The sequence below is a fragment of the Rhizobium sp. CB2179 genome, assembly GCF_057653455.1.
In genome coordinates this window covers 3276990-3295620 of the sequence record NZ_CM172781.1, presented here as the reverse complement: position 1 = coordinate 3295620, position 18631 = coordinate 3276990, and the positions used below count along the sequence as shown (strand labels likewise).

The window sequence follows — 18631 nt, the reverse complement described above, 5'->3', positions numbered from 1 at the left end:
ACGTCGCTATTGCAGCTTTACTGCCGGCCGTCGATGATTGAAGAATTCACATCGTTGATGTCGCGCTTGCCGCAGAGCGCCATGGTGATGTCCATCTCCTTGCGGATGATGCCGAGTGCCAGCGATACGCCTTCCTTGCCCATGGCGCCGAGACCATAAAGGAAGGGGCGGCCGATATAGGTACCTTTGGCGCCGAGTGCCACGGCCTTCAGCACGTCCTGGCCGGAGCGGATGCCGCCGTCGAGATGGATCTCGATACGGTCGCCGACGGCATCGACGATCTTCGGCAGCATGCTGATCGAGGAGGGGGCGCCGTCAAGCTGGCGCCCGCCATGATTGGAGACGACGATCGCATCGGCGCCGGTGTCGGCGGCTGCCTTCGCATCCTCCGGATCGAGTATGCCCTTGATGATCAGCGGGCCGCCCCATTGTTCCTTGATCCAGGCGACATCCGCCCAGGACAGCCGCGGATCGAACTGCTCGTGCGTCCATGCGGAGAGCGAGGCGATATTGGTGACATTTTTCGCATGGCCAACGATATTGCCGAAGTTGCGGCGCTTGGTCTGCAGCATGTCCAGGCACCAGAAGGGCCGGGTCGCCATCTGCCAGACGTGTTTCGGGGTGAATTTCGGCGGCGCCGACAGGCCGTTGCGCAGATCCTTATGCCGCTGGCCGAGGATCTGCAGATCGGCGGTCAACACCAGTGCCGAGCATCCGGCGGCCTTGGCGCGGTTGATGAGGTTGACGACGAAATCCTTGTCCCTCATCACGTAGAGTTGGAACCAGAAGGGGCGCGTCGTCGCTGACGCCACGTCCTCGATCGAGCAGATGCTCATCGTCGAAAGCGTGAAGGGAACGCCGAACTCCTCGGCGGCGCGTGCCGCCAGCATCTCGCCATCGGCATGTTGCATGCCGGTCAGGCCGGTTGGCGCCAGCGCCACCGGCATCGACACTTTCTGGCCGATCATCGTCGTCGCCAGTGTGCGGTTGGTCATGTCGACCATCACTCGCTGGCGCAGCTTGATCTGGCGGAAATCGCTCTCGTTGGCTGCATAGGTCGATTCCGTCCAGGCACCCGAATCCGCATAGTCGAAAAACATCTTCGGCACACGGCGCCGTGCGAGTTTTTTCAGGTCAGCGATGGTGAGCGGAGCGGCCATGAATCGAACCTTCACATCTGAATGCGGCCATCGGCCATAACATGAATTTGGCAGGAGCGTTACGGGAAACTGGCCGTGCCGGGCTGCTTTCACGGTCCGAATTCGAGAGTAACAGGGCGTGTCATTGAAGCTCCTTCTTCAACGCAATGCCGGCCACATAGGTCTCGGCGATCGCCCGGTCGTCGCCCATCGTCTGCAGCAGGAAGAGTTCTTCGGACAGCGTCTTCACCACTTCCATCTTCAGCGCCATGGCCGGTGTCGCTGTTGCATCGAGAACGACGAGATCGGCCTCGGTGCCGGGTTCCAGTGTGCCGATCCGGTCCGCCAGCGACAGGGCTTCGGCATTGCCACGCGTCATCAGGTAATAGCTTTCCAGCGGGTTCAGCCGTTCGCCGAGCAACTGCTGGATTTTGTAGGCTTCGTCCATCGTCCGCAGCATCGAATAGCTGGAACCGCCGCCGATATCGGTCGCTACCCCGATGCGAACAGGCTTTTCCCGCCGCGCCAGCGCCTTCAGTGGAAACAGGCCGGAGCCGAGGAAGAGGTTCGAGGTCGGGCAGTGGACGGCGACGGCGCCCGCCTCGCTCATGGCATCGGCTTCGCGCTCGGACAGGTGGATGGCGTGGCCGAAGAGGCTTTTCGGCCCGAGCAGGCCGTAGTGGGCGTAGATGTCGGTATAGTCGAGCGCGTCGGGATAGAGCTCGCAAGTGAATTTGATCTCGTCGTGGTTTTCCGAAAGATGCGTCTGGATGTGCAGGTCAGGAAATTCACGGGCAAGCGCTGATGTCGCTTCCATCTGCGCCGGTGTCGAGGTGATGGCGAAGCGCGGAGTGATGGCGACGTGGTTGCGGCCCTTGCAGTGCCAGTCCGATATCACCTGGCGGGTCTCGTCATAGCCCATCTCGGGCGTGTCGAGCAGGCCCTGCGGGGCATTGCGGTCCATCATCACCTTGCCGCCGACCATGCGCATGTTGCGCCTCAGCGCCTCGGCAAAGAAGGCGTCGGCCGAGGTCTTGTGCACGGAGCAATAGGCGACCGCCGTCGTCGTGCCGTGGCGGATCAGTTCGTCATAGAAATGCGTGGCGATCCTTTCAGCATGGGCGCTTTCGACGAAACGGCACTCCTCGGGAAAGGTATATGTATTCAGCCATTCGAGCAGGTTGGCGGCGTAGGAGGCAATCACCTGCATCTGCGGAAAATGCAGGTGCATGTCGATGAAGCCCGGCATGATCAGATGCGGGCGGTGGTCGATCTCGGCCGTGTCCGCGGATGCTTTTGCCTTGACGTCGGCATAGGGGCCGACCGCCGCGATCAGCCCATCTTCGACCAGCAGGCCGCCATCCTCTTCGTAAAGATAGCTTTGGCTGTCGGCGAGGCTCAGCGGCGCGCGATGGAAGGAAAGCAGGCGGCCGCGCAGGAGTGTCGTCGTCATTGTTGCTTGCCTTCGACTGCGCTCTCGAACCAGGCGACCAGCAGCTTGCGCTCGTCCGGCGTGATATCGGTGATGTTGCCGGGCGGCATGGCATGGCTGCGGCCCGCCTGTATATAGATCTCGCGGGCATGGGCGGCGATTTCCGCGTCGTTTTCGAGCATCACGCCCTTGGGCGGTCGCGCGATACCCTCATAGACCGGCTCGGCCGCGTGGCACATGGAACAGCGCGTCGAGACCAGTTGCTTGACGGCGGGGAAATGCGGATCGCCGGCGAATTGCTGGAAGGCGGGCGCGACGGCTGCCGCATCCGTTTCGCCGGTCAGCAGCTTCGGCACGGTCGAAAGCCAGATGATCAGGATGAAGAGAATGACGGTGACGATCCAGGTCCAGGTCGGCCGGCCTTTCCTGGCATGCGTCGTGTTGAACCAGTGGCGGATGGTGACGCCCATCAGAAAGACCAGAGCCGCGATCACCCAGTTGAACTGCGTACCGAAGGAGAGCGGATAATGGTTCGACAGCATGAAGAAGATGACGGGCAGCGTCAGGTAGTTGTTATGCAGCGAACGCTGCTTGGCGACCTGCCCATATTTGGGATCGGGAACCCGTCCGGCGATGAGGTCGGCGACGACGATCTTCTGGTTCGGAATGATGATCATGAAGACGTTGGCCGACATGATTGTCGCGGTGAAGGCGCCGAGATGCAGGAATGCGGCGCGGCCGGTGAAAAGCTGCGTATAGCCCCAGGCCATGAAGACGAGCACGACATAGAGCACCGCCATCAGCCCCCAGGTATTCCGCCCAAGCGGCGACTTGCAGAGCAGATCGTAGACGACCCAGCCGAGGGCAAGCGACCCTAGCGAGATCAGGATTGCGACGGGCGGGCTGATATCCAGCACATGCCGATCGATCAGGAAGAGGTCGGCGCCGCCGTAATAGACGATGCACAGCATCAGGAAGCCGGAAATCCAGGTGAAATAGCTCTCGTATTTGAACCAGGTCAGGTGCTCCGGCATCTGGGCGGGCGCCACCAGATATTTCTGGATATGATAGAAGCCGCCGCCATGGACCTGCCATTCCTCGCCATAGGCGCCGGGCGGTAGATGCGGGCGTTTCACCAGTCCGAGATCGAGCGCGATGAAATAGAAGGACGATCCGATCCAGGCGATCGCGGTAATGACATGGAACCAACGCGCCGCGAAGGCGAGCCATTCCCATGCTATGGCATATTCATACATCGAGTTCCCCTATCTTCCTCCGACTCGCGACATTGCGGAAATTTTGGCGGGGAGGGAAGAGGAGATTGAACGACTGCACACGCGCAACGACCGGCGCGGCCAAAGGAGCAATGGAATGATCACCGCGCTCTACAGCGATCAAGTCATCGCCGAAAACGCGCCGATGGACCGCCGGCTTGCCGCGCTCATCCTCTCGCGTGGGAACCGCGTCGGCTATATCACGTCCGGTCCGGACCCGCAGCGGGCGTTTTTCGATGAGAAGCGGCGTTATTACATGACGTACGGGCTTCTTCTCGATCCTTTCGTCGATCTCGACACACTCTCCGGCGACGAGGAGATCAACCGGCTGCTTTCCTGCGACGCCATCCATCTTTCCGGCGGTCATACCGGCGATTTTCTGAGAAGGCTGCGACAAAGCGGCATGCTGGACAAGTTGCGCTCATGGGCACTGGACGATGGCATTCTCATCGGAACCAGCGCCGGGGCGATTTTGATGACGCCGACAATCACCATCGATGCGCTCTTTTCCGGCGGTTCGCCTGATGCGGTGCAGGATGGCGCGGCTCTTGATCTCCTGCCCTTCGAATTCTTCCCGCATCTGAACGACGATCCCGGCTATCTCTCCGCGCTGCTGCGCTACAGCGAGACGACGGCAAGACCCATTCTCGCGTGCCGGGACGGCGAAGGTCTCATCCTCGGCAACGGACTCGTCGAGATCTTCGGCGCTCCGCTGACGATTTCCGGCGGTTTTGCCGAAGCTGCCGATCGCAGCCGCATCGCCGATCTGCTGTCGCGTGCCTAAAAGCTGCCGAGAAGGCTGTGTATTATCCCTGCCTTATACTTGATCTGCTAATTCAGCAGGCCTTGAACTACGACGACTCGATTACAGTTATTTTGCGGGCCGCCGGAATAAAATAAGAACCGTTAGATCATCGGCGGCGCATTCATCGACGGAGAAGATGCCCATGCGCAGCATTCTGACGTGTGTGATGATTGCGTATGCGTCGTTGGCGACGGCTCACGACGCACCTTCGGGGTGGAGTTATGACCCCTATTGTTGCAACGGCGACAGTCATAATGGCGATTGCCAGATGATCCCTTCGAAAAGCGTGGCGGTGACGCCGGGCGGATATCGTGTGACGCTGCTGCCGGGCGACCATCGGCTGGTCACGCATGCTCATGTCTTCCTGTTGCCGATGACGAAGGCGATGCAATCCGGCGACAATGACTACCATCTCTGTCTGTTCCCGAATGAGGACACGCCGCGGTGTTTTTATGCGCCGGAGATGGGATATTGAGGGTGGAGCACAAGACCGGACCCGGCTCACGAACCGGGTCCGGCATGTCGTTGTCCGAAAAATACTTTTAGGCGACATGCATCAATTGCCGGCTGCCTTCATCTCCTCCAGGATCCAGTTGCGGAAGGCCTTAATCTTGGGCACGTTGCGACGGTTTTCGGGGTAGACGAGCCAGTAGGCCTTGCCGTCGCTGCGGGTCAGTTCGAAGGGCTGATAGAGCCGGCCGAGCGCGATCTCAGCCGTATAGAAGGCCGGATGGAGAATGGCGACGCCATGGCCGGCGATCGCCGCATCGGCTTCCACCGCCTGAGAGCCGAGCTGGTTGCGCGGGCGCCGATCAAGATCCGTCTCCGTGATGCCGGCGGCCTCGAACCATTGTTTCCACCAGATGTCGCCGGCGTCGAAGAGATCGAACTTCAGGAGATCGCGCGGTTCTTTGATGCCGCCTGCCGTCTCCGCCAGCTTCGGGCTCAGCATCGGCGTGAATTCCAGGCCCATCAGCCGGTGCAGCGCCAGCCCCGGCCAGTTGCCGTCGCCCCAGCGGATGCCGACATCGATCTGCTCGCGGCCGAAGTCGATAATATCCGAACTCGCCTGAAAGCGCACAGCGATCGCCGGATGTTTCAAGTGGAAGGAGCCAAGGCGCGGCGCCAGCCACTTCGAGGCGAAGGTATGGGTCGAACTGATGGCGAGCGTGCCTTCGACGCTGTCGCGCGCCGTCGCCATGGCGTCGTGCAGCATGGCAAAAGCTTCGGTTACCTTCGGCGCCAGCCGCTCGCCGGTGTCTGTCAATGCGATCTGGCGCGGACGGCGCAGGAAGAGCGGCTCGCCGACATTCTCCTCCAGCAGTTTGATCTGATAGCTGACGGCGGTCTGCGTCATGCCGAGTTCATCGCCTGCCTTGGTGAAACTTCCAAGCCGGGCAGCGGTCTCGAAGACGCGCAACGCATTCAGCGGGAATTGTTTCGACAGTTTCATGGATAAGTTCTCTTGATGCAGGCAGACGGTCGTTCGATTGGAATTGCAGCATTTTTTGCCGCAAGCTGCAACTCATACCATCAAACCATCGAGGTGATGTCATGGATTGCTATGCTATCGAACAGAGCCCGCCGCAGCCGACCATCGGAATTTTCCGGCGCATCGGCGGCCGGCTGGCGCGGATCTGGCGCATGCCCAGCCTCGATCTCGATACGGCGCCCGATCGCGTCAAGCGCGATCTCGGTTTCCTCGACGGGCGCGATCCCTATTACGAAGACGAGCGCATGCGGTAGGCGCCAAGCGCCGTCAGGATCTCGGCGGCGGTGATGACGGCGATCACTTCAGGGCGTTTGTCCCTGACCGCCGCGCCGCCGATCGGCAGCGTCAGCCGCTCCATCCAGCCGCGTTCTCCGCCGCCTTCGCGGGAAAGCCAGCTGGCGAAGGTGGCGCGCTTGGTCGCCGAGCCGATCATGCCGGTATAAGCGAGATCCGTTCTTTCCAGCGCTTCGCGGGCGATGAGGAAATCCAGCGCGTGGTCGTGCGTCAGGATGACGACCACGCCGCCGGCCGGAATAGCCTTCACCAGTGCTTCCGGCATCGGCACGAGCCGCGTCTTCGTCTCGGGAGGCAGGTTGGCGAGTTCCTCCTGCCGCGTCTCGACGACCGTCACCGACAGCGGCAGCGGCGCAAGGGCTGTTGCCAGCGCCCGGCCGACATGGCCGGCACCGAAAAGATAGACCTCGGGCAGACACTCGATCTCACTGGTTAGCCTGGCTCCTATTTCGTCAGCAAGCGCCTGCGTCACCCGGCGAAACCGCAATTGCGTGCGCCCACCGCAGCACTGGCCAATATCGGGCCCGAGCGGGATATCCATCTCCGCCACCCCGCCGGTTCCCGCCAACATGTCCCGCGCATTCGCGATCGCCATGAACTCGAACTGGCCGCCGCCGATCGTGCCCCACAATGCGGTTTGCGATACCAGCATGAAGGTACCGGCCTCGCGTGGGGTGGAACCTTGTGTGCCAGTGATGTCGACGAGGATGCAGTCTGGGTGGGTGGCGAGGAAGGGGTGGATGTCGGTCATGGGTGGCTGACCGATGGGTTCAGGCGTGTGTCACCCCCCTCTGTCCTGCCGGACATCTCCCCCACAAGGGGGGAGATCAGTATGAGGCGGCGGCTTCCCGGAACAAAGAAGTCGTCGCGTAGAGTCGGACTTTGGTGATGTAGCGGAAGGGTAGCGAAGCGCAGAGCGTTCCGTCTTGCTGATCTCCCCCCTTGTGGGGGAGATGTCCGGCAGGACAGAGGGGGGTATCGCTCACTCCAAGCTCTCTGCCCGTCCCGATCAACCGTCGGGGGCAACAAATGAGCCGGACGCGTTTCCATCTCCTACACCCGCTTCATCCGCTCGACTGCCATCAGCACCCGCTCCGGCGTCGCCGGGGTGTCGAGCCTCGGGCAGACCTTGTAGTTGGCGACGCTTGCCACCGCCATCGACAGCGCTTCTAGCACCGAGATCGCCAGCATCAAGGGTGGTTCGCCGACGGCCTTGGAGCGGCCGATGGTGGCCTCAGTGTTCTCGGACCATTCGGCAAGGCGCACGTTGAAGATCTTCGGACGGTCGGAGGCGAGCGGGATTTTGTAGGTCGAGGGGGCATGGGTGCGCAGCCGGCCCTTGTCGTCCCACCAGAGTTCTTCCGTCGTCAGCCAGCCCAGTCCCTGCACGAAGGCGCCTTCGACCTGGCCCATATCGATCGCCGGATTCAGCGAGCGGCCGACATCGTGGAGGATGTCGGTGCGGTCGATCAGATATTCGCCCGTTAGCGTGTCGATCGAAACCTCGGTGCAGGAGGCGCCGTAGGCGAAATAATAGAAGGGTGTGCCGCGGCCGGCCTTGCGGTCCCAGTGGATCTTCGGCGTCTTGTAGAAGCCGGCGGCGGAAAGCTGGACGCGGGCGAAATAGGCCTGCTTGATGAAATCGGGGAAGGGGATTTCGATCTCGCCGACGCGCACGCGGTTCGGCAGGAAGACGACATCGACGGCCTCAACATCCCATTTCTCGGCGGCGAAGGCTACCAGCCGTTCCTTGATCTGTCGGGCAGCGTCATAGGCGGCCATGCCGTTGAGGTCCGAGCCGGAGGACGCCGCGGTGGCCGAGGTATTCGGCACTTTGGCGGTGGTCGTCGCCGTGATCTTCACCCTGTCGATATCGACCTGGAAACTGTCGGCCAGCACTTGCGCCACCTTGGTATAGAGGCCCTGGCCCATTTCGGTGCCGCCGTGGTTCAGGTGGATCGAGCCGTCCTGGTAGATGTGGACGAGGGCGCCGGCCTGGTTGAAGGCTGTCATGGTGAAGGAGATGCCGAATTTGACCGGCGTCAGCGCGATGCCTTTTCTGATGTAGCGACTGTCGCGGTTAAAGGCGATGATGGCGTTGCGCCGCGCCCGGTATTCGGTCGTTTCCTCCAGCTCCTCGACGATGCGGGCGATGATATTGTCCTCAACCTCCTGATGGTAGGGGGTGAGTGTGCGCTCCGAACCCGGCTGGCCGTAGAAATTCAGCTTGCGGACATCCAGCGGGTCCTTGCCGACGGCATAAGCGATCTCCTCGATGAAGCGTTCGGCGCCGAGCATGCCCTGCGGCCCGCCGAAACCGCGGAAGGCGGTGTTGGAGACGGTGTGCGTCTTCAGCGGCTTCGAATTCAGATGCACATGCGGATAGAAATAGCTGGAATCTGCATGGAAGAGCGCACGGTCGGTCACCGGTCCCGAGAGGTCGGAGGAGAAACCGCAGCGCGCCGCATAAGTGGCGTGGACCGCATGGATGCGGCCTTCGGCGTCGAAGCCGAGCTCGTAATCGACGAGGAAATCATGGCGCTTGCCGGTTGCACTCATGTCTTCGTCGCGGTCTGGACGGAATTTGATCGCGCGGCCGAGCTTCTTGGCGGCGATCGCCGCAAGGGCCGCGAACTGGTTGCCCTGCGTCTCCTTGCCGCCGAAGCCGCCGCCCATGCGGCGCACATTGACGGTCACGGCGTTCGAAGGAATATCGAGCACGTGGCCGACGATGTGCTGGATCTCGCTCGGATGCTGCGTCGAAGACCAAACGGTGACCTCGTCATCCTCACCGGGGATCGCCACCGCGATATGGCCTTCGAGGTAGAAATGTTCCTGTCCACCGATGCGCATCTGACCTTTCAGACGCATGGCGGCTTTGGCCATTTCCGTGTCAGGCTCGCCGCGCCTCAGCGTCATCGGAGTGATGACGAGCGGGCTGCCATTGGCGAGCGCGCCGTCGATATCGCTCCAATGCGGCAGGTCACGATAGTCGATCTTTGCCAGCCGTGCGGCGCGGCGGGCGGCATCACGCGTCTCGGCGATGACGGCAAAGATCGGCTGGCCGTGGAATTGAACTAAAGTTTCGGCCAGCAGCGGCTCGTCATGGCTGCCGTTGGAGCTGACGTCGTTGACGCCGGGCACGTCCTTGCCGATGAAGACCCAGACCACGCCGGGATAGGCGGCGACCGCGGAAAGGTCGATGCTGAGGATTTCGGCATGCGCCCGGTCGGAGAGGCCGAGGGCGCCATGCAGCAGACCTGCGGGTTCGGGAATATCGTCGATATAATCGGCGGTTCCGGTGACATGCTTATGTGCTGAATCATGCTGCAGCGAGCCGTGCATCGGCCCCGCGATGATGGCCTTGCGGTCTTCGAAGGTGGATTTGTCCATTAGCGGTGTCCTCCTTCGCGAGGATGTGTGGTGCCGCGCGGCCCCCTCATCCGCCCTTCGGGCACCTTCTCCCCGAGGAGAGAAGGGGGAAAAGAGACGGCGCGGCAGTCGCTTCTCCCCAGCGGGGAGAAGGTGGCGGCAGCCGGATGAGGGGGGTGGCTTGCGCTGACATGTATTATCTTCATCACGCCACCTCCTCGAATCGCTTCAGTTCCGCCGGCGCTCCAACCGTCTCAAGATAGAACCGCGTCAACAGGTTCTTCGCCGTCAGCTGGCGGTATTCCGCCGTGGCGCGCCAGTCGGTCAGCGGTTGGTAGTCGGCGTCGAATGCGGACCGGGCTGCCTCGATCGTCGCTTCCGTCCATGGTTTGCCGATCAGTGCTGCCTCCACGATGCGGGCGCGTTTCGGCGTCGCCGCCATGCCGCCAAAGGCGATGCGGATGTCGGTGATCATCTCGGCCGCGTCGAGCGTCAGCAGGAAGGCGCCGAGGACGGCGGTGATGTCCTCGTCGCGGCGCTTGGTGATCTTGTACGCGGCAAAGCGATTGGTTGCTGCCGGGTAGGGCACGAAGACGCTCTCGACGAATTCGCCGGGCTTCCGATCCTGCTTGCCATAGGCGATGAAGAAATCCTCGAGCGGCATTCTGCGCTGGCCTTGCAGGGACCGCAGCGTCAGCGTCGCGCCGAGCGCGATCAGCGGCGGCGGGCTGTCGCCGATCGGCGAGCCGTTGGCGATGTTGCCGCCAATCGTGCCCATGTTGCGCACCTGCTCGCCGCCGACGCGATCGATCAACCGGCCGAGCGCCGGGATTTTCTTGGAGATTGCTTCGAAGGCCCTGGTGTAGCTGACGCCGGCGCCGATAGTGACGCCGTCTTCGTCTTCTCTGACCGACTGCAGTTCGCTGAGGTGGTTGATGAAGACCACCGGGCTCAGCCTGCGCATCTGCTTCGTCACCCAAAGGCCGACATCCGTCGCGCCGGCGACGATGATCGCGTCGGATTCCTGCGAAAGGACCTCGGCCAGTGCCTGCATCGAAGCCGGCACGATCAGCCGGTCTTCGCCATTCGCAATCCTGATCGTGCCGCTCGCCAGCATTGCCCAAAGCCGCGAGACGATTTCAGAACGCGTCCGTTCCAGCGGGTCGAAGAGTGTGCTCGGCCGCATCAGGCTCACCTGCTCGGCGGCCTTGACGATCGGCTCGTAGCCCGTGCAGCGACAGAGATTGCCCTGCAGTGCCTTTTCGATTTCTTGGCGGCTCGGCTTTTCCTTGGCGAGCCAGAGACCGTAAAGAGACATGACGAAACCAGGGGTGCAGAAGCCGCATTGCGAGCCGTGGCAATCGACCAGTGCCTGCTGCACCGGATGCAACGCGCCGTCCCTGCCGGCCAGATGCTCGACCGTTACCACATGGGTGGCGTGCAGCGAGCCCATGAAACGGATGCAGGCATTGACGGATTCATAGGCGAGTTTGCCGTCCGCCAGCCGGCCGACGAGTACGGTGCAGGCGCCGCAATCGCCTTCCGCGCATCCTTCCTTGGTACCCGTCAGGCGTCGCTTCAACCGCAAAAAATCGAGAAGCGTCTCGGTTGGCCCGACATCGGTGAGCGCGATGTCCTCGCCATTCAGAATGAAGCGGATGCTGTCGTTCATGATATTCCCGGTTGTTTTTCCAAATGGTTAAGCCGCTGTCCAGCCACCGTCAATCGAGATGTGCGTTCCGGTCACCTGCCGGGCCGCGTCGCTCGCGAGATAGAGTGATAGTGCGCCGATTTCCTCGGCCTTGACGAATTCATGCGTCGGCTGCGCCTTGAGGATGACCTCGCTCTTTACTTGTTCCTCGGTCATGCCGCGCGCCTTGGCGGTATCAGGTATCTGCTTCTCGACGAGCGGTGTCAGCACGTAGCCGGGGCAGATGGCGTTCACGGTCACGCCGAATTCGGCGAGCTCCAGCGCTGCCGTCTTCGTCAGGCCTAATATACCATGTTTGGCCGCGACATAGGCGGATTTGAAGGGGGAGGCGACGAGCCCGTGGGCCGAGGCGATGTTGATGATGCGGCCGTACTTCTTCGCCTTCATCAGCGGGATCGCGGCGCGCATGGTATGAAAGGAGCTCGACAGATTGATCGCAATGATCTGATCCCATTTCTCGATCGGGAAATCCTCGATCTTCTCGACATGCTGGATACCGGCATTGTTGACCAGGACATCGACGCCGCCGAAGGTCTTGGCGGCCGTTTCGATCAGGTCGGCGATCTCGGCGGGCTTCGTCATGTCGGCCGGATGATATAGCGCCCGGCCTTTGGACATTGATTCAAGTCGTTCGACGATCGCCTTGATTTCATCTGCCTTTCCGAAACCGTTGATGACGATGTTGTCGCCCGTTTCGGCGAAGGCAGTGGCGATCGCAAGGCCGATGCCGCTGGTGGAACCGGTGACGACGACTGTTCTGCTCATGCTGTTCTCCCTGAAATCGCGATGCTGCGTTGCAGCGTTGGCTGCGAAGTTATGCCCAAAGCCGGCGGGCTGGCAATTCCGCTTTATTCGCTTTTCTCGCCCGCATCCGTGTCCTATTGATTTGCTTCGACAATTGACATGCTGAGGGAGGGTTTTCATGAGCGGATATGTTCTGGCGATCGATCAGGGAACGACGTCGACGCGGGCGATCGTCTTCGATGGCGACATGCATGTCGCCGGCAAGGGCCAGAAGGAATTTACTCAGATCTATCCGCGCTCCGGCTGGGTCGAGCACGATCCCGAGGAGATCTGGGATTCGGCTGTCTCCACCGTCCACATGGCGCTGCGCGATGCCGGGATCGAGGCCAAAGATGTTGCAGCGCTCGGCATCACCAACCAGCGCGAGACCGTGGTCGTCTGGGAGCGCGAGACGGGCCGGCCGATCCAGAATGCCATCGTTTGGCAGGACCGGCGTACGGCAAGCTATTGCGACAATCTGAAACGACAGGATCTCGAGCGGCTGTTCACCAAGAAGACCGGCCTGATCCTCGATCCCTATTTTTCCGGCACCAAGCTCTCCTGGATGCTGGCTAACGTGAAGGGCGCGCGGGCGCGCGCCGCCAGGGGCGATCTCTGCTTCGGCACGATCGACACCTTCCTGATCTGGCGGCTGACAGGCGGCAGAAGCTTCGTCACCGATGCCACCAATGCCTCGCGCACGCTGATGTACAACATCGCTGAAAACGCGTGGGACGAGGATCTGCTCGATATTCTGAGAGTCCCCGCCGCCATGCTGCCGGAGGTCAAGGATTGCGCCGCCGACTTCGGGACGGTCGATCCTGATATCTTCGGTGCGGCGATCCCCATCCTCGGCGTTGCCGGCGACCAGCAGGCGGCCACCATCGGCCAGGCGTGTTTTGCGCCGGGCATGATGAAATCGACCTATGGCACTGGCTGTTTCGCGCTGCTCAACACCGGCGCCGACATGGTGCGCTCCAAAAACCGGCTGCTGACCACCATCGCCTATCGCCTGAACGGCGAGACGACCTATGCGCTGGAGGGTTCGATCTTCATCGCGGGTGCGGCCGTGCAGTGGCTGCGGGACGGGCTCGGCATCATCGGCAGCGCTGCCGAGACCAATGCCCTTGCCGAAAGGGCCGATCCGACGCAGGAGGTCTATCTCGTGCCTGCCTTCACCGGCCTCGGCGCGCCGCATTGGGATGCCAAGGCGCGCGGCGCGATCTTCGGGTTGACGCGTAACAGCGGTCCCGCCGAACTCTCCCGGGCGGCGCTGGAGGCCGTCTGCTACCAGACCCGCGATCTGCTCGATGCCATGCAGAAAGACTGGAAGAACGGCACTGAGGACACCGTGCTGCGCGTCGACGGCGGCATGGTCGCCTCCGACTGGACGATGCAGCGTCTTGCCGATCTGCTTGACGCCCCGGTCGATCGCCCGGTCATTCTTGAGACGACGGCGCTGGGGGCTGCCTGGCTCGCCGGCAGCCGGGCAGGGGTGTGGCCGGACAGGGACGATTTTTCGGCGACCTGGAAACGGGATCGGCGGTTCGAGCCTGAGATGGATGAGAAGGTGCGGGCGGCGAAGCTCAGGGGCTGGAAGAATGCTGTCCGGCGAACACTGAGCGAGGGGTAGAGGCGATGAGAACCGCGTCGTAGCCCCGCTCGTTTCCGCGAGTTGGTTGGCTATTTTTTCAACCACGGCGTCGCCGTGCTCCAGAAGATCACGTTCGCGCCGAGATAATCCTCAGCGAAGGCGGTGAATTCGGCCTTGGTGAAGGGCTTCTTCGTCGCCGGGTTCTTATATGTCAGCGTCGGCTCCTGCACGGCCATGCCGACATAGGCGAGCTTGCCCTTGTACTTGTTGAAGAAGGGGTAGGAGTTCTTCATCTGCGCCTTGCGATTGGGCACGATATCGGGGCCGCCGAGGCCGATATTGTTCTTCGCCGCGAAGTCGAAGAGGCGGCCTATATAATTATGGTCGTTTTCCCATTCGCAGGGCCAGAAGTTGACGTATTGCACCACCATCGACTTGGCGAAGACCTTCCTTGCAAAGGCGAGGTTTGCCATCTCGCCCTCCAAATAGGCATCGCAGCTATAGCCTTTCGGTTCGTGCTTGGGGTCAAGATCGATCGCCGTTTCCGGCAGATTGACGCCGTAGACCTTGCCGTCGAACTTTTCGGCCAGCGCCTTCAGCAGCGCCTGATAACGCTCGCGCACTGCGGGGTTCCATTGCTGCGCCACCCAGCCAGAGCCGACCGGCTTGTTTTCGCCGGGATTATCGAACTGGGCGGTGAGACCGCCATCATATTCCGGTTCGTTCAGCATATACTCTGGAATGTTGCGCGCCTTCGGCTCGAAGAAGCGGTCCTGGACCTGGATGAAGAGCTTCCTGTTCAGGCTTTGGGTGAGCGCCAGATCCTTCTCGATCTGCCAGAAATCATATTGGCCCTTGGCAGGCTCGAGGCCCTTCCAGTTGTACACGATTTGGACGCCTGAGATTTCCGGCCGCGAGAGCAGCGCCTTTGAGGCCTCGAGTTCGCCGGAGCTGGTATAGATGAAATTCTCGGCGGCGAATGCCGCCGGATGCAGGGAAACGAAGACAGCGCAGGCAAACAGCAGGCTTTGCAGTGGTTTCATTTTGCGTCCTGATAGCCGCGAGTTGATCGGTGCAGCGGCAGACACATCCGATGCAAAATGGGCAACTCCGTGACATCTACCCCAGAACCAGCGACGTGGTTAATCGCGCGGCACGGCCTTCGTTAACGGCAGGGTTCAGGCATTTTCCAGCGCGCCGAGATGCACCTTGGCGTGGCGCTTGCGATACTCGGCAGGCGTCACACCGATCTGCCTTGCAAAAGCTCGGCGCAGCGTATCGGCATCGGCAAAGCCGCATTCGACGGCGACCTGCTTCGGCGCATGGCCTTCTTCCAGCAGGTGCCGTGCGGCGGTGATGCGCGCCGCTTCCACCCAGGCGGCGGGTGTCATGCCGACCTCGTCGCGGAATAGCCGGGCGAAGTGGCGGGGGCTCAATTCCATTCGCTGCGCCAGCGTCGCGACGCTGTGGTTGACCGCGGGATTGGCGGCGATCCAGCGCTGGACCTCCTGCAGCGCCGAGCGGCCGGCAGGCGCTGCCTCGCCTTTGCGGCTGAACTGCATCTGCCCACCCGGCCGCTTGAAGAACATCACGAGCTGACCCGCTACCCTCATGGCGATCTCATGGCCAAGATCCTCCTCGACGAGCGCCAGCGCAAGATCGAGCCCGGCGGTGACACCGGCCGCGGTCCGCAACTGGCCATCCCTCACTTGGATGGCATCCGCCTCCACCGTGATCCCAGGATAGGCTTCGACCAGCCTGTCGGCGACCGCCCAGTGGGTGGTGACGCGGCGGCCGTCGAGCAGGCCGGTTGCCGCGAGCAGGAAGGCGCCGCTGCAGACGGAGCCGTATCGCCTTGCCGCCGGCGCTGCCGAGCGCAGCCAGGCGACCATCGCGGCATCCGGTTGAATATCCGCCGCATTCGGACAGCCGGCGACCAGCAGCGTATCCACCGCGCCGATATTGTCGCCGATGACGTAGTCCGCCACCAGCCGAACGCCGGAGGAGCTGCGGATATGGCCATGGCCGACGGCGATCACCACGGGTCGATAGACCTCCCTGCCTGTCTGGACATTGGCTTCGGCAAAGACGTCGAGCGGTCCCGAGACATCAAGAAGCTGGACGCCCGGAACAGCGAGAATGGCAATGGTCTTCGATCTGGTCACGGCGGCGTCCTGTCGATACCGGTTTTGGCAGAAAATGACGTATTACGTCGATTTATGACATATGCACCTGTTCTAATGTGGAAGCAGGTTCAAACGCAAGGAAAAAAGCCATGACCCTGACGATCGACGGCATCAGCATTCCTAACAGCAAGCTGGCGCGCGAGGTGACGGAGGTAGTGCGAGACACTGCCTCGCCGCTGCTCTTCCACCATTCCAGCCGTGTCTATTATTTCGGCGCGCTGGCCGGCAAACAGCGCGGCCTCCGCTTCGATCCGGAGCTACTTTATACTGGCGCGATGTTCCATGACATGGGGCTCACCCACCAGCATAGCAGCGCGGATGAGCGTTTCGAGGTTGATGGCGCCAATGCGGCGCGCGATTTCCTGAAGAGCCGCGGCATTGCCCAGGCCGATATCGACACCGTCTGGACGGCGATCGCGCTGCATACGACGCCGGGCATTCCGCAGCATATGCACCCCGTCGTGGCGCTGGTGACAGTGGGTGTCGAAATGGATGTGCTAGGACTGACCTACAAGGACTACAGCGATCAGCAGCGCGAGGCGGTAGTGCATGCCCATCCGCGCGGCGATCAGTTCAAGGAACATATCATTCAGACCTTCTATGAAGGCATCAAACACAAGCCGGAGACCACCTTCGGCAACGTCAAGGCCGATGTTCTGGCCGACAAGGATCCGCACTTCCACCGCGGCAATTTCTGCAGCGTCATTCGTTGCTCGCACTGGGCAAGCTGACCCAAAAGGGCGGTGACCCTCTCCGGTCGCCGCCCCTTTATTATCAATAGCGCTTTATTTCCCATCAATAATTTTTTGATGCGGCCTGTCGGGTAAGCGGTTACTCCTTCGTCATTCGGAAAGAGGAGTGAGCGATGCTTTATGCAATCCTTTGTTACGCCCATGAGGAAACCGTCTTCGCCTGGACCAAGGAGGAAGAAGCTGCCGTCATGGAGAAACTCTACGCCGTGCAGGAGCCGCTTGCCGCATCCGGCAAGCTTGGCCCTGTCGGCCGGCTGATGCCGACGACGGCTGCGACCACGGTGCGCAAGGGCAAGGACGAGCCCTTGGTCATCGATGGGCCTTTTGCGGAAACGAAGGAGGCGCTTCTCGGCTTCTATGTGGTCGACTTTGAAACGCTCGATGAGGCGATCGCCTTCTCGAAGCAGCTTTCATCCGTCAATCCAGGTTCCACCTCTTACGAAATTCGGCCTTTCTACGTCTTCAGGCCCGGAGATGCTTCATCATGACAGACATTGCCTGGATCGACCTCGCGCTTGCATCGGCCCGCCCGAAGGCGCTCGGCGCGCTGCTGCGCTATTTCCGCAATCTCGATACCGCGGAAGAGGCGTTTCAGGAAGCGTGTCTGAGGGCGATCCGGACATGGCCGGAGAAAGGGCCACCGCGCGATCCCACAGCCTGGCTCATCTTCGTCGGCCGCAACAGCGGCATCGATTCGGTGCGCAAACGGGCGAAGATCCAGGCTCTGCCGGATGAGGACGTAATCTCCGATACCGAGGATGCCGAAAGCGACATCGTCGAGCGGCTGGACGATTCCAACTATCGCGACGATATTCTGCGGCTGCTGTTCATCTGCTGCCATCCCGATCTACCCGCGACCCAGCAGATCGCGCTGGCGCTGCGCATCGTCTCCGGCCTTTCGGTGCCGCAGATCGCGCGTGCCTTCCTGGTTTCCGAGAGCGCCATGGAACAGCGCATCACCCGGGCCAAGGCGCGCGTCGCCAAGGCCGGCGTGCCTTTCGAAACGCCGAGCCCGCAGGAGAGGGCCGAACGGCTCTCGATCGTCAGCACGATGATCTACCTGATCTTCAACGAGGGCTATAGCCAGGCCGATCCCAGGCATGAGGCGGCTGCCTTCAGCGACGAGGCGATCCGGCTAGCTCGGTTGATGCTGCATATCTTCCCTTCGGAACCGGAGTTGATGGGGCTGCTTGCGCTCATGCTGCTGCAGATCTCGCGCCGGCCGGCGCGCTTCAACGCCGGAGACGAGATCGTGCTGCTCGAAGATCAGGACCGCTCGCTCTGGAACAGACCCTTCATCAATGAGGCCATAGCGCTGCTCGACAAGGCGCTGCGCCATCGGCAGCCCGCTCCTTATCAGATTCAGGCGGCCATCGCCGCTGTTCACTCCCGCGCAAAACGCGCCGAGGATACAGACTGGGTGGAGATTGATCTGCTCTATCGCGCGCTCGAGCGTCTCCAGCCATCGCCTGTCATAACGCTCAACCGGGCCGTCGTCGTCTCCAAGCTCCAGGGTGCGCAGGATGCGCTCGACCTCATCGATCCGCTTGGCGAAAAACTCGGCGGCTATTTCTACTATCACGGCTTGCGGGGCGGGCTGCTGAAGCAGCTTGGCTTGACCAGCCAAGCGCGCGAAGCCTTCGACCGCGCCATTGCACTGGCCCATTCGGCGGCAGAGGCAGCCCATATCCGCCGGCAGATCGACAAGATGCAGGAAGATGCCACGCAGCCGATCGCAAAATAAATTGCGAAGAAGCCGGCGGGCTGTCGGAACGGCGAACTTCGACACGTCCTTGT

At 61.7% G+C, this 18631-nt stretch carries 17 protein-coding genes; 7 read left to right on the top strand and 10 right to left on the bottom strand.

Annotated features, from left to right (window positions below):
• Positions 1–17: 17 nt before the first annotated feature.
• The 3 genes from AC244Q_RS16490 to puuD all read right to left on the bottom strand — a co-directional run bounded on the left by AC244Q_RS16490 (position 18) and on the right by puuD (position 3827).
• Positions 18–1160, bottom strand: a complete 1143-nt coding sequence (locus AC244Q_RS16490; RefSeq protein WP_113548398.1) for an alpha-hydroxy acid oxidase — start codon at positions 1158–1160, stop codon at positions 18–20.
• A 121-nt stretch (positions 1161–1281) separates the two neighbouring features.
• The gene (gene guaD, locus AC244Q_RS16485; protein ID WP_017994882.1) at positions 1282–2592 is read right to left on the bottom strand and encodes a guanine deaminase; all 1311 of its coding nucleotides are present in this window, start codon (positions 2590–2592) and stop codon (positions 1282–1284) included.
• On the bottom strand, positions 2589–3827 hold the full coding sequence (gene puuD / locus AC244Q_RS16480) for a urate hydroxylase PuuD (protein WP_012758547.1): 1239 nt from the start codon (positions 3825–3827) through the stop codon (positions 2589–2591). The genes guaD and puuD overlap by 4 nt, the downstream gene beginning before the upstream one ends.
• Before the next feature lie 115 nt (positions 3828–3942).
• On the opposite strand from puuD, the gene AC244Q_RS16475 reads away from it, so the two are divergent.
• Both AC244Q_RS16475 and AC244Q_RS16470 read left to right on the top strand, forming a co-directional pair.
• On the top strand, positions 3943–4629 hold the full coding sequence (locus AC244Q_RS16475; RefSeq protein WP_113548399.1) for a Type 1 glutamine amidotransferase-like domain-containing protein: 687 nt from the start codon (positions 3943–3945) through the stop codon (positions 4627–4629).
• A gap of 163 nt (positions 4630–4792) precedes the next feature.
• Positions 4793–5125, top strand: a complete 333-nt coding sequence (locus AC244Q_RS16470; protein ID WP_003565666.1) for a hypothetical protein — start codon at positions 4793–4795, stop codon at positions 5123–5125.
• Positions 5126–5206: 81 nt separating this feature from the next.
• Here AC244Q_RS16470 and AC244Q_RS16465 read toward each other — a convergent pair whose 3' ends face one another.
• Complete coding sequence (locus AC244Q_RS16465; RefSeq protein ID WP_113548400.1) at positions 5207–6103, bottom strand: LysR substrate-binding domain-containing protein; 897 nt, start codon at positions 6101–6103, stop codon at positions 5207–5209.
• A gap of 101 nt (positions 6104–6204) precedes the next feature.
• Here AC244Q_RS16465 and AC244Q_RS16460 point away from each other — a divergent pair, with 101 nt between their 5' ends.
• Positions 6205–6396 carry a hypothetical protein gene (locus tag AC244Q_RS16460; RefSeq protein ID WP_012758544.1) on the top strand — a complete coding sequence of 64 codons (192 nt, stop codon included), beginning with the start codon at positions 6205–6207 and terminating at the stop codon, positions 6394–6396.
• On the opposite strand, the gene xdhC is transcribed toward AC244Q_RS16460, so the two are convergent.
• From xdhC to AC244Q_RS16440, 4 genes are all read right to left on the bottom strand, one after another.
• Positions 6372–7187 (bottom strand): xanthine dehydrogenase accessory protein XdhC, encoded by an 816-nt coding sequence (gene xdhC, locus AC244Q_RS16455; protein ID WP_128406822.1) that lies wholly within the window; start codon positions 7185–7187, stop codon positions 6372–6374. The genes AC244Q_RS16460 and xdhC overlap by 25 nt on opposite strands.
• A gap of 302 nt (positions 7188–7489) precedes the next feature.
• The gene (gene xdhB, locus AC244Q_RS16450; RefSeq protein ID WP_128406821.1) at positions 7490–9829 is read right to left on the bottom strand and encodes a xanthine dehydrogenase molybdopterin binding subunit; all 2340 of its coding nucleotides are present in this window, start codon (positions 9827–9829) and stop codon (positions 7490–7492) included.
• Between the two features lie 184 nt (positions 9830–10013).
• Complete coding sequence (gene xdhA / locus AC244Q_RS16445) at positions 10014–11480, bottom strand: xanthine dehydrogenase small subunit (protein ID WP_012758540.1); 1467 nt, start codon at positions 11478–11480, stop codon at positions 10014–10016.
• Between the two features lie 27 nt (positions 11481–11507).
• Entirely contained in the window at positions 11508–12284 is a 777-nt protein-coding gene (locus AC244Q_RS16440) for a 3-hydroxybutyrate dehydrogenase (RefSeq protein WP_012758539.1), read from the bottom strand.
• Between the two features lie 157 nt (positions 12285–12441).
• On the opposite strand from AC244Q_RS16440, the gene glpK reads away from it, so the two are divergent.
• A complete protein-coding gene (gene glpK, locus AC244Q_RS16435) occupies positions 12442–13935 on the top strand; it encodes a glycerol kinase GlpK (protein ID WP_128406820.1) in 1494 nt (497 codons plus the stop codon).
• A gap of 50 nt (positions 13936–13985) precedes the next feature.
• Here the strand turns inward: glpK and AC244Q_RS16430 are convergent, their stop codons facing one another.
• Both AC244Q_RS16430 and AC244Q_RS16425 read right to left on the bottom strand, forming a co-directional pair.
• Complete coding sequence (locus tag AC244Q_RS16430) at positions 13986–14939, bottom strand: hypothetical protein (protein WP_128406819.1); 954 nt, start codon at positions 14937–14939, stop codon at positions 13986–13988.
• A 135-nt stretch (positions 14940–15074) separates the two neighbouring features.
• Positions 15075–16061 carry a GlxA family transcriptional regulator gene (locus AC244Q_RS16425; protein WP_017994874.1) on the bottom strand — a complete coding sequence of 329 codons (987 nt, stop codon included), beginning with the start codon at positions 16059–16061 and terminating at the stop codon, positions 15075–15077.
• A gap of 110 nt (positions 16062–16171) precedes the next feature.
• Here AC244Q_RS16425 and AC244Q_RS16420 point away from each other — a divergent pair, with 110 nt between their 5' ends.
• From AC244Q_RS16420 to AC244Q_RS16410, 3 genes are all read left to right on the top strand, one after another.
• Positions 16172–16813, top strand: coding sequence for an HD domain-containing protein (locus tag AC244Q_RS16420; protein WP_017994873.1), 642 nt, complete (start codon positions 16172–16174; stop codon positions 16811–16813).
• Between the two features lie 134 nt (positions 16814–16947).
• Positions 16948–17322, top strand: a complete 375-nt coding sequence (locus tag AC244Q_RS16415) for a YciI family protein (RefSeq protein WP_003561490.1) — start codon at positions 16948–16950, stop codon at positions 17320–17322.
• Positions 17319–18578, top strand: coding sequence for an RNA polymerase sigma factor (locus tag AC244Q_RS16410; protein WP_113548259.1), 1260 nt, complete (start codon positions 17319–17321; stop codon positions 18576–18578). The genes AC244Q_RS16415 and AC244Q_RS16410 overlap by 4 nt, the downstream gene beginning before the upstream one ends.
• Positions 18579–18631: the final 53 nt, after the last annotated feature.

Bases quoted from the DNA above. Each gene is read 5' to 3' on its own strand.
- AC244Q_RS16430 (WP_128406819.1), bottom strand. From the start codon at position 14,939: ATGAAACCACTGCAAAGCCTGCTGTTTGCCTGCGCTGTCTTCGTTTCC.
- AC244Q_RS16460 (WP_012758544.1), top strand. From the start codon at position 6,205: ATGGATTGCTATGCTATCGAACAGAGCCCGCCGCAGCCGACCATCGGA.
- AC244Q_RS16470 (WP_003565666.1), top strand. From the start codon at position 4,793: ATGCGCAGCATTCTGACGTGTGTGATGATTGCGTATGCGTCGTTGGCG.
- AC244Q_RS16410 (WP_113548259.1), top strand. From the start codon at position 17,319: ATGACAGACATTGCCTGGATCGACCTCGCGCTTGCATCGGCCCGCCCG.
- puuD (WP_012758547.1), bottom strand. From the start codon at position 3,827: ATGTATGAATATGCCATAGCATGGGAATGGCTCGCCTTCGCGGCGCGT.
- AC244Q_RS16415 (WP_003561490.1), top strand. From the start codon at position 16,948: ATGCTTTATGCAATCCTTTGTTACGCCCATGAGGAAACCGTCTTCGCC.
- AC244Q_RS16490 (WP_113548398.1), bottom strand. From the start codon at position 1,160: ATGGCCGCTCCGCTCACCATCGCTGACCTGAAAAAACTCGCACGGCGC.
- AC244Q_RS16465 (WP_113548400.1), bottom strand. From the start codon at position 6,103: ATGAAACTGTCGAAACAATTCCCGCTGAATGCGTTGCGCGTCTTCGAG.
- xdhC (WP_128406822.1), bottom strand. From the start codon at position 7,187: ATGACCGACATCCACCCCTTCCTCGCCACCCACCCAGACTGCATCCTC.
- xdhA (WP_012758540.1), bottom strand. From the start codon at position 11,480: ATGAACGACAGCATCCGCTTCATTCTGAATGGCGAGGACATCGCGCTC.
- glpK (WP_128406820.1), top strand. From the start codon at position 12,442: ATGAGCGGATATGTTCTGGCGATCGATCAGGGAACGACGTCGACGCGG.
- xdhB (WP_128406821.1), bottom strand. From the start codon at position 9,829: ATGGACAAATCCACCTTCGAAGACCGCAAGGCCATCATCGCGGGGCCG.
- AC244Q_RS16440 (WP_012758539.1), bottom strand. From the start codon at position 12,284: ATGAGCAGAACAGTCGTCGTCACCGGTTCCACCAGCGGCATCGGCCTT.
- AC244Q_RS16475 (WP_113548399.1), top strand. From the start codon at position 3,943: ATGATCACCGCGCTCTACAGCGATCAAGTCATCGCCGAAAACGCGCCG.
- AC244Q_RS16420 (WP_017994873.1), top strand. From the start codon at position 16,172: ATGACCCTGACGATCGACGGCATCAGCATTCCTAACAGCAAGCTGGCG.
- guaD (WP_017994882.1), bottom strand. From the start codon at position 2,592: ATGACGACGACACTCCTGCGCGGCCGCCTGCTTTCCTTCCATCGCGCG.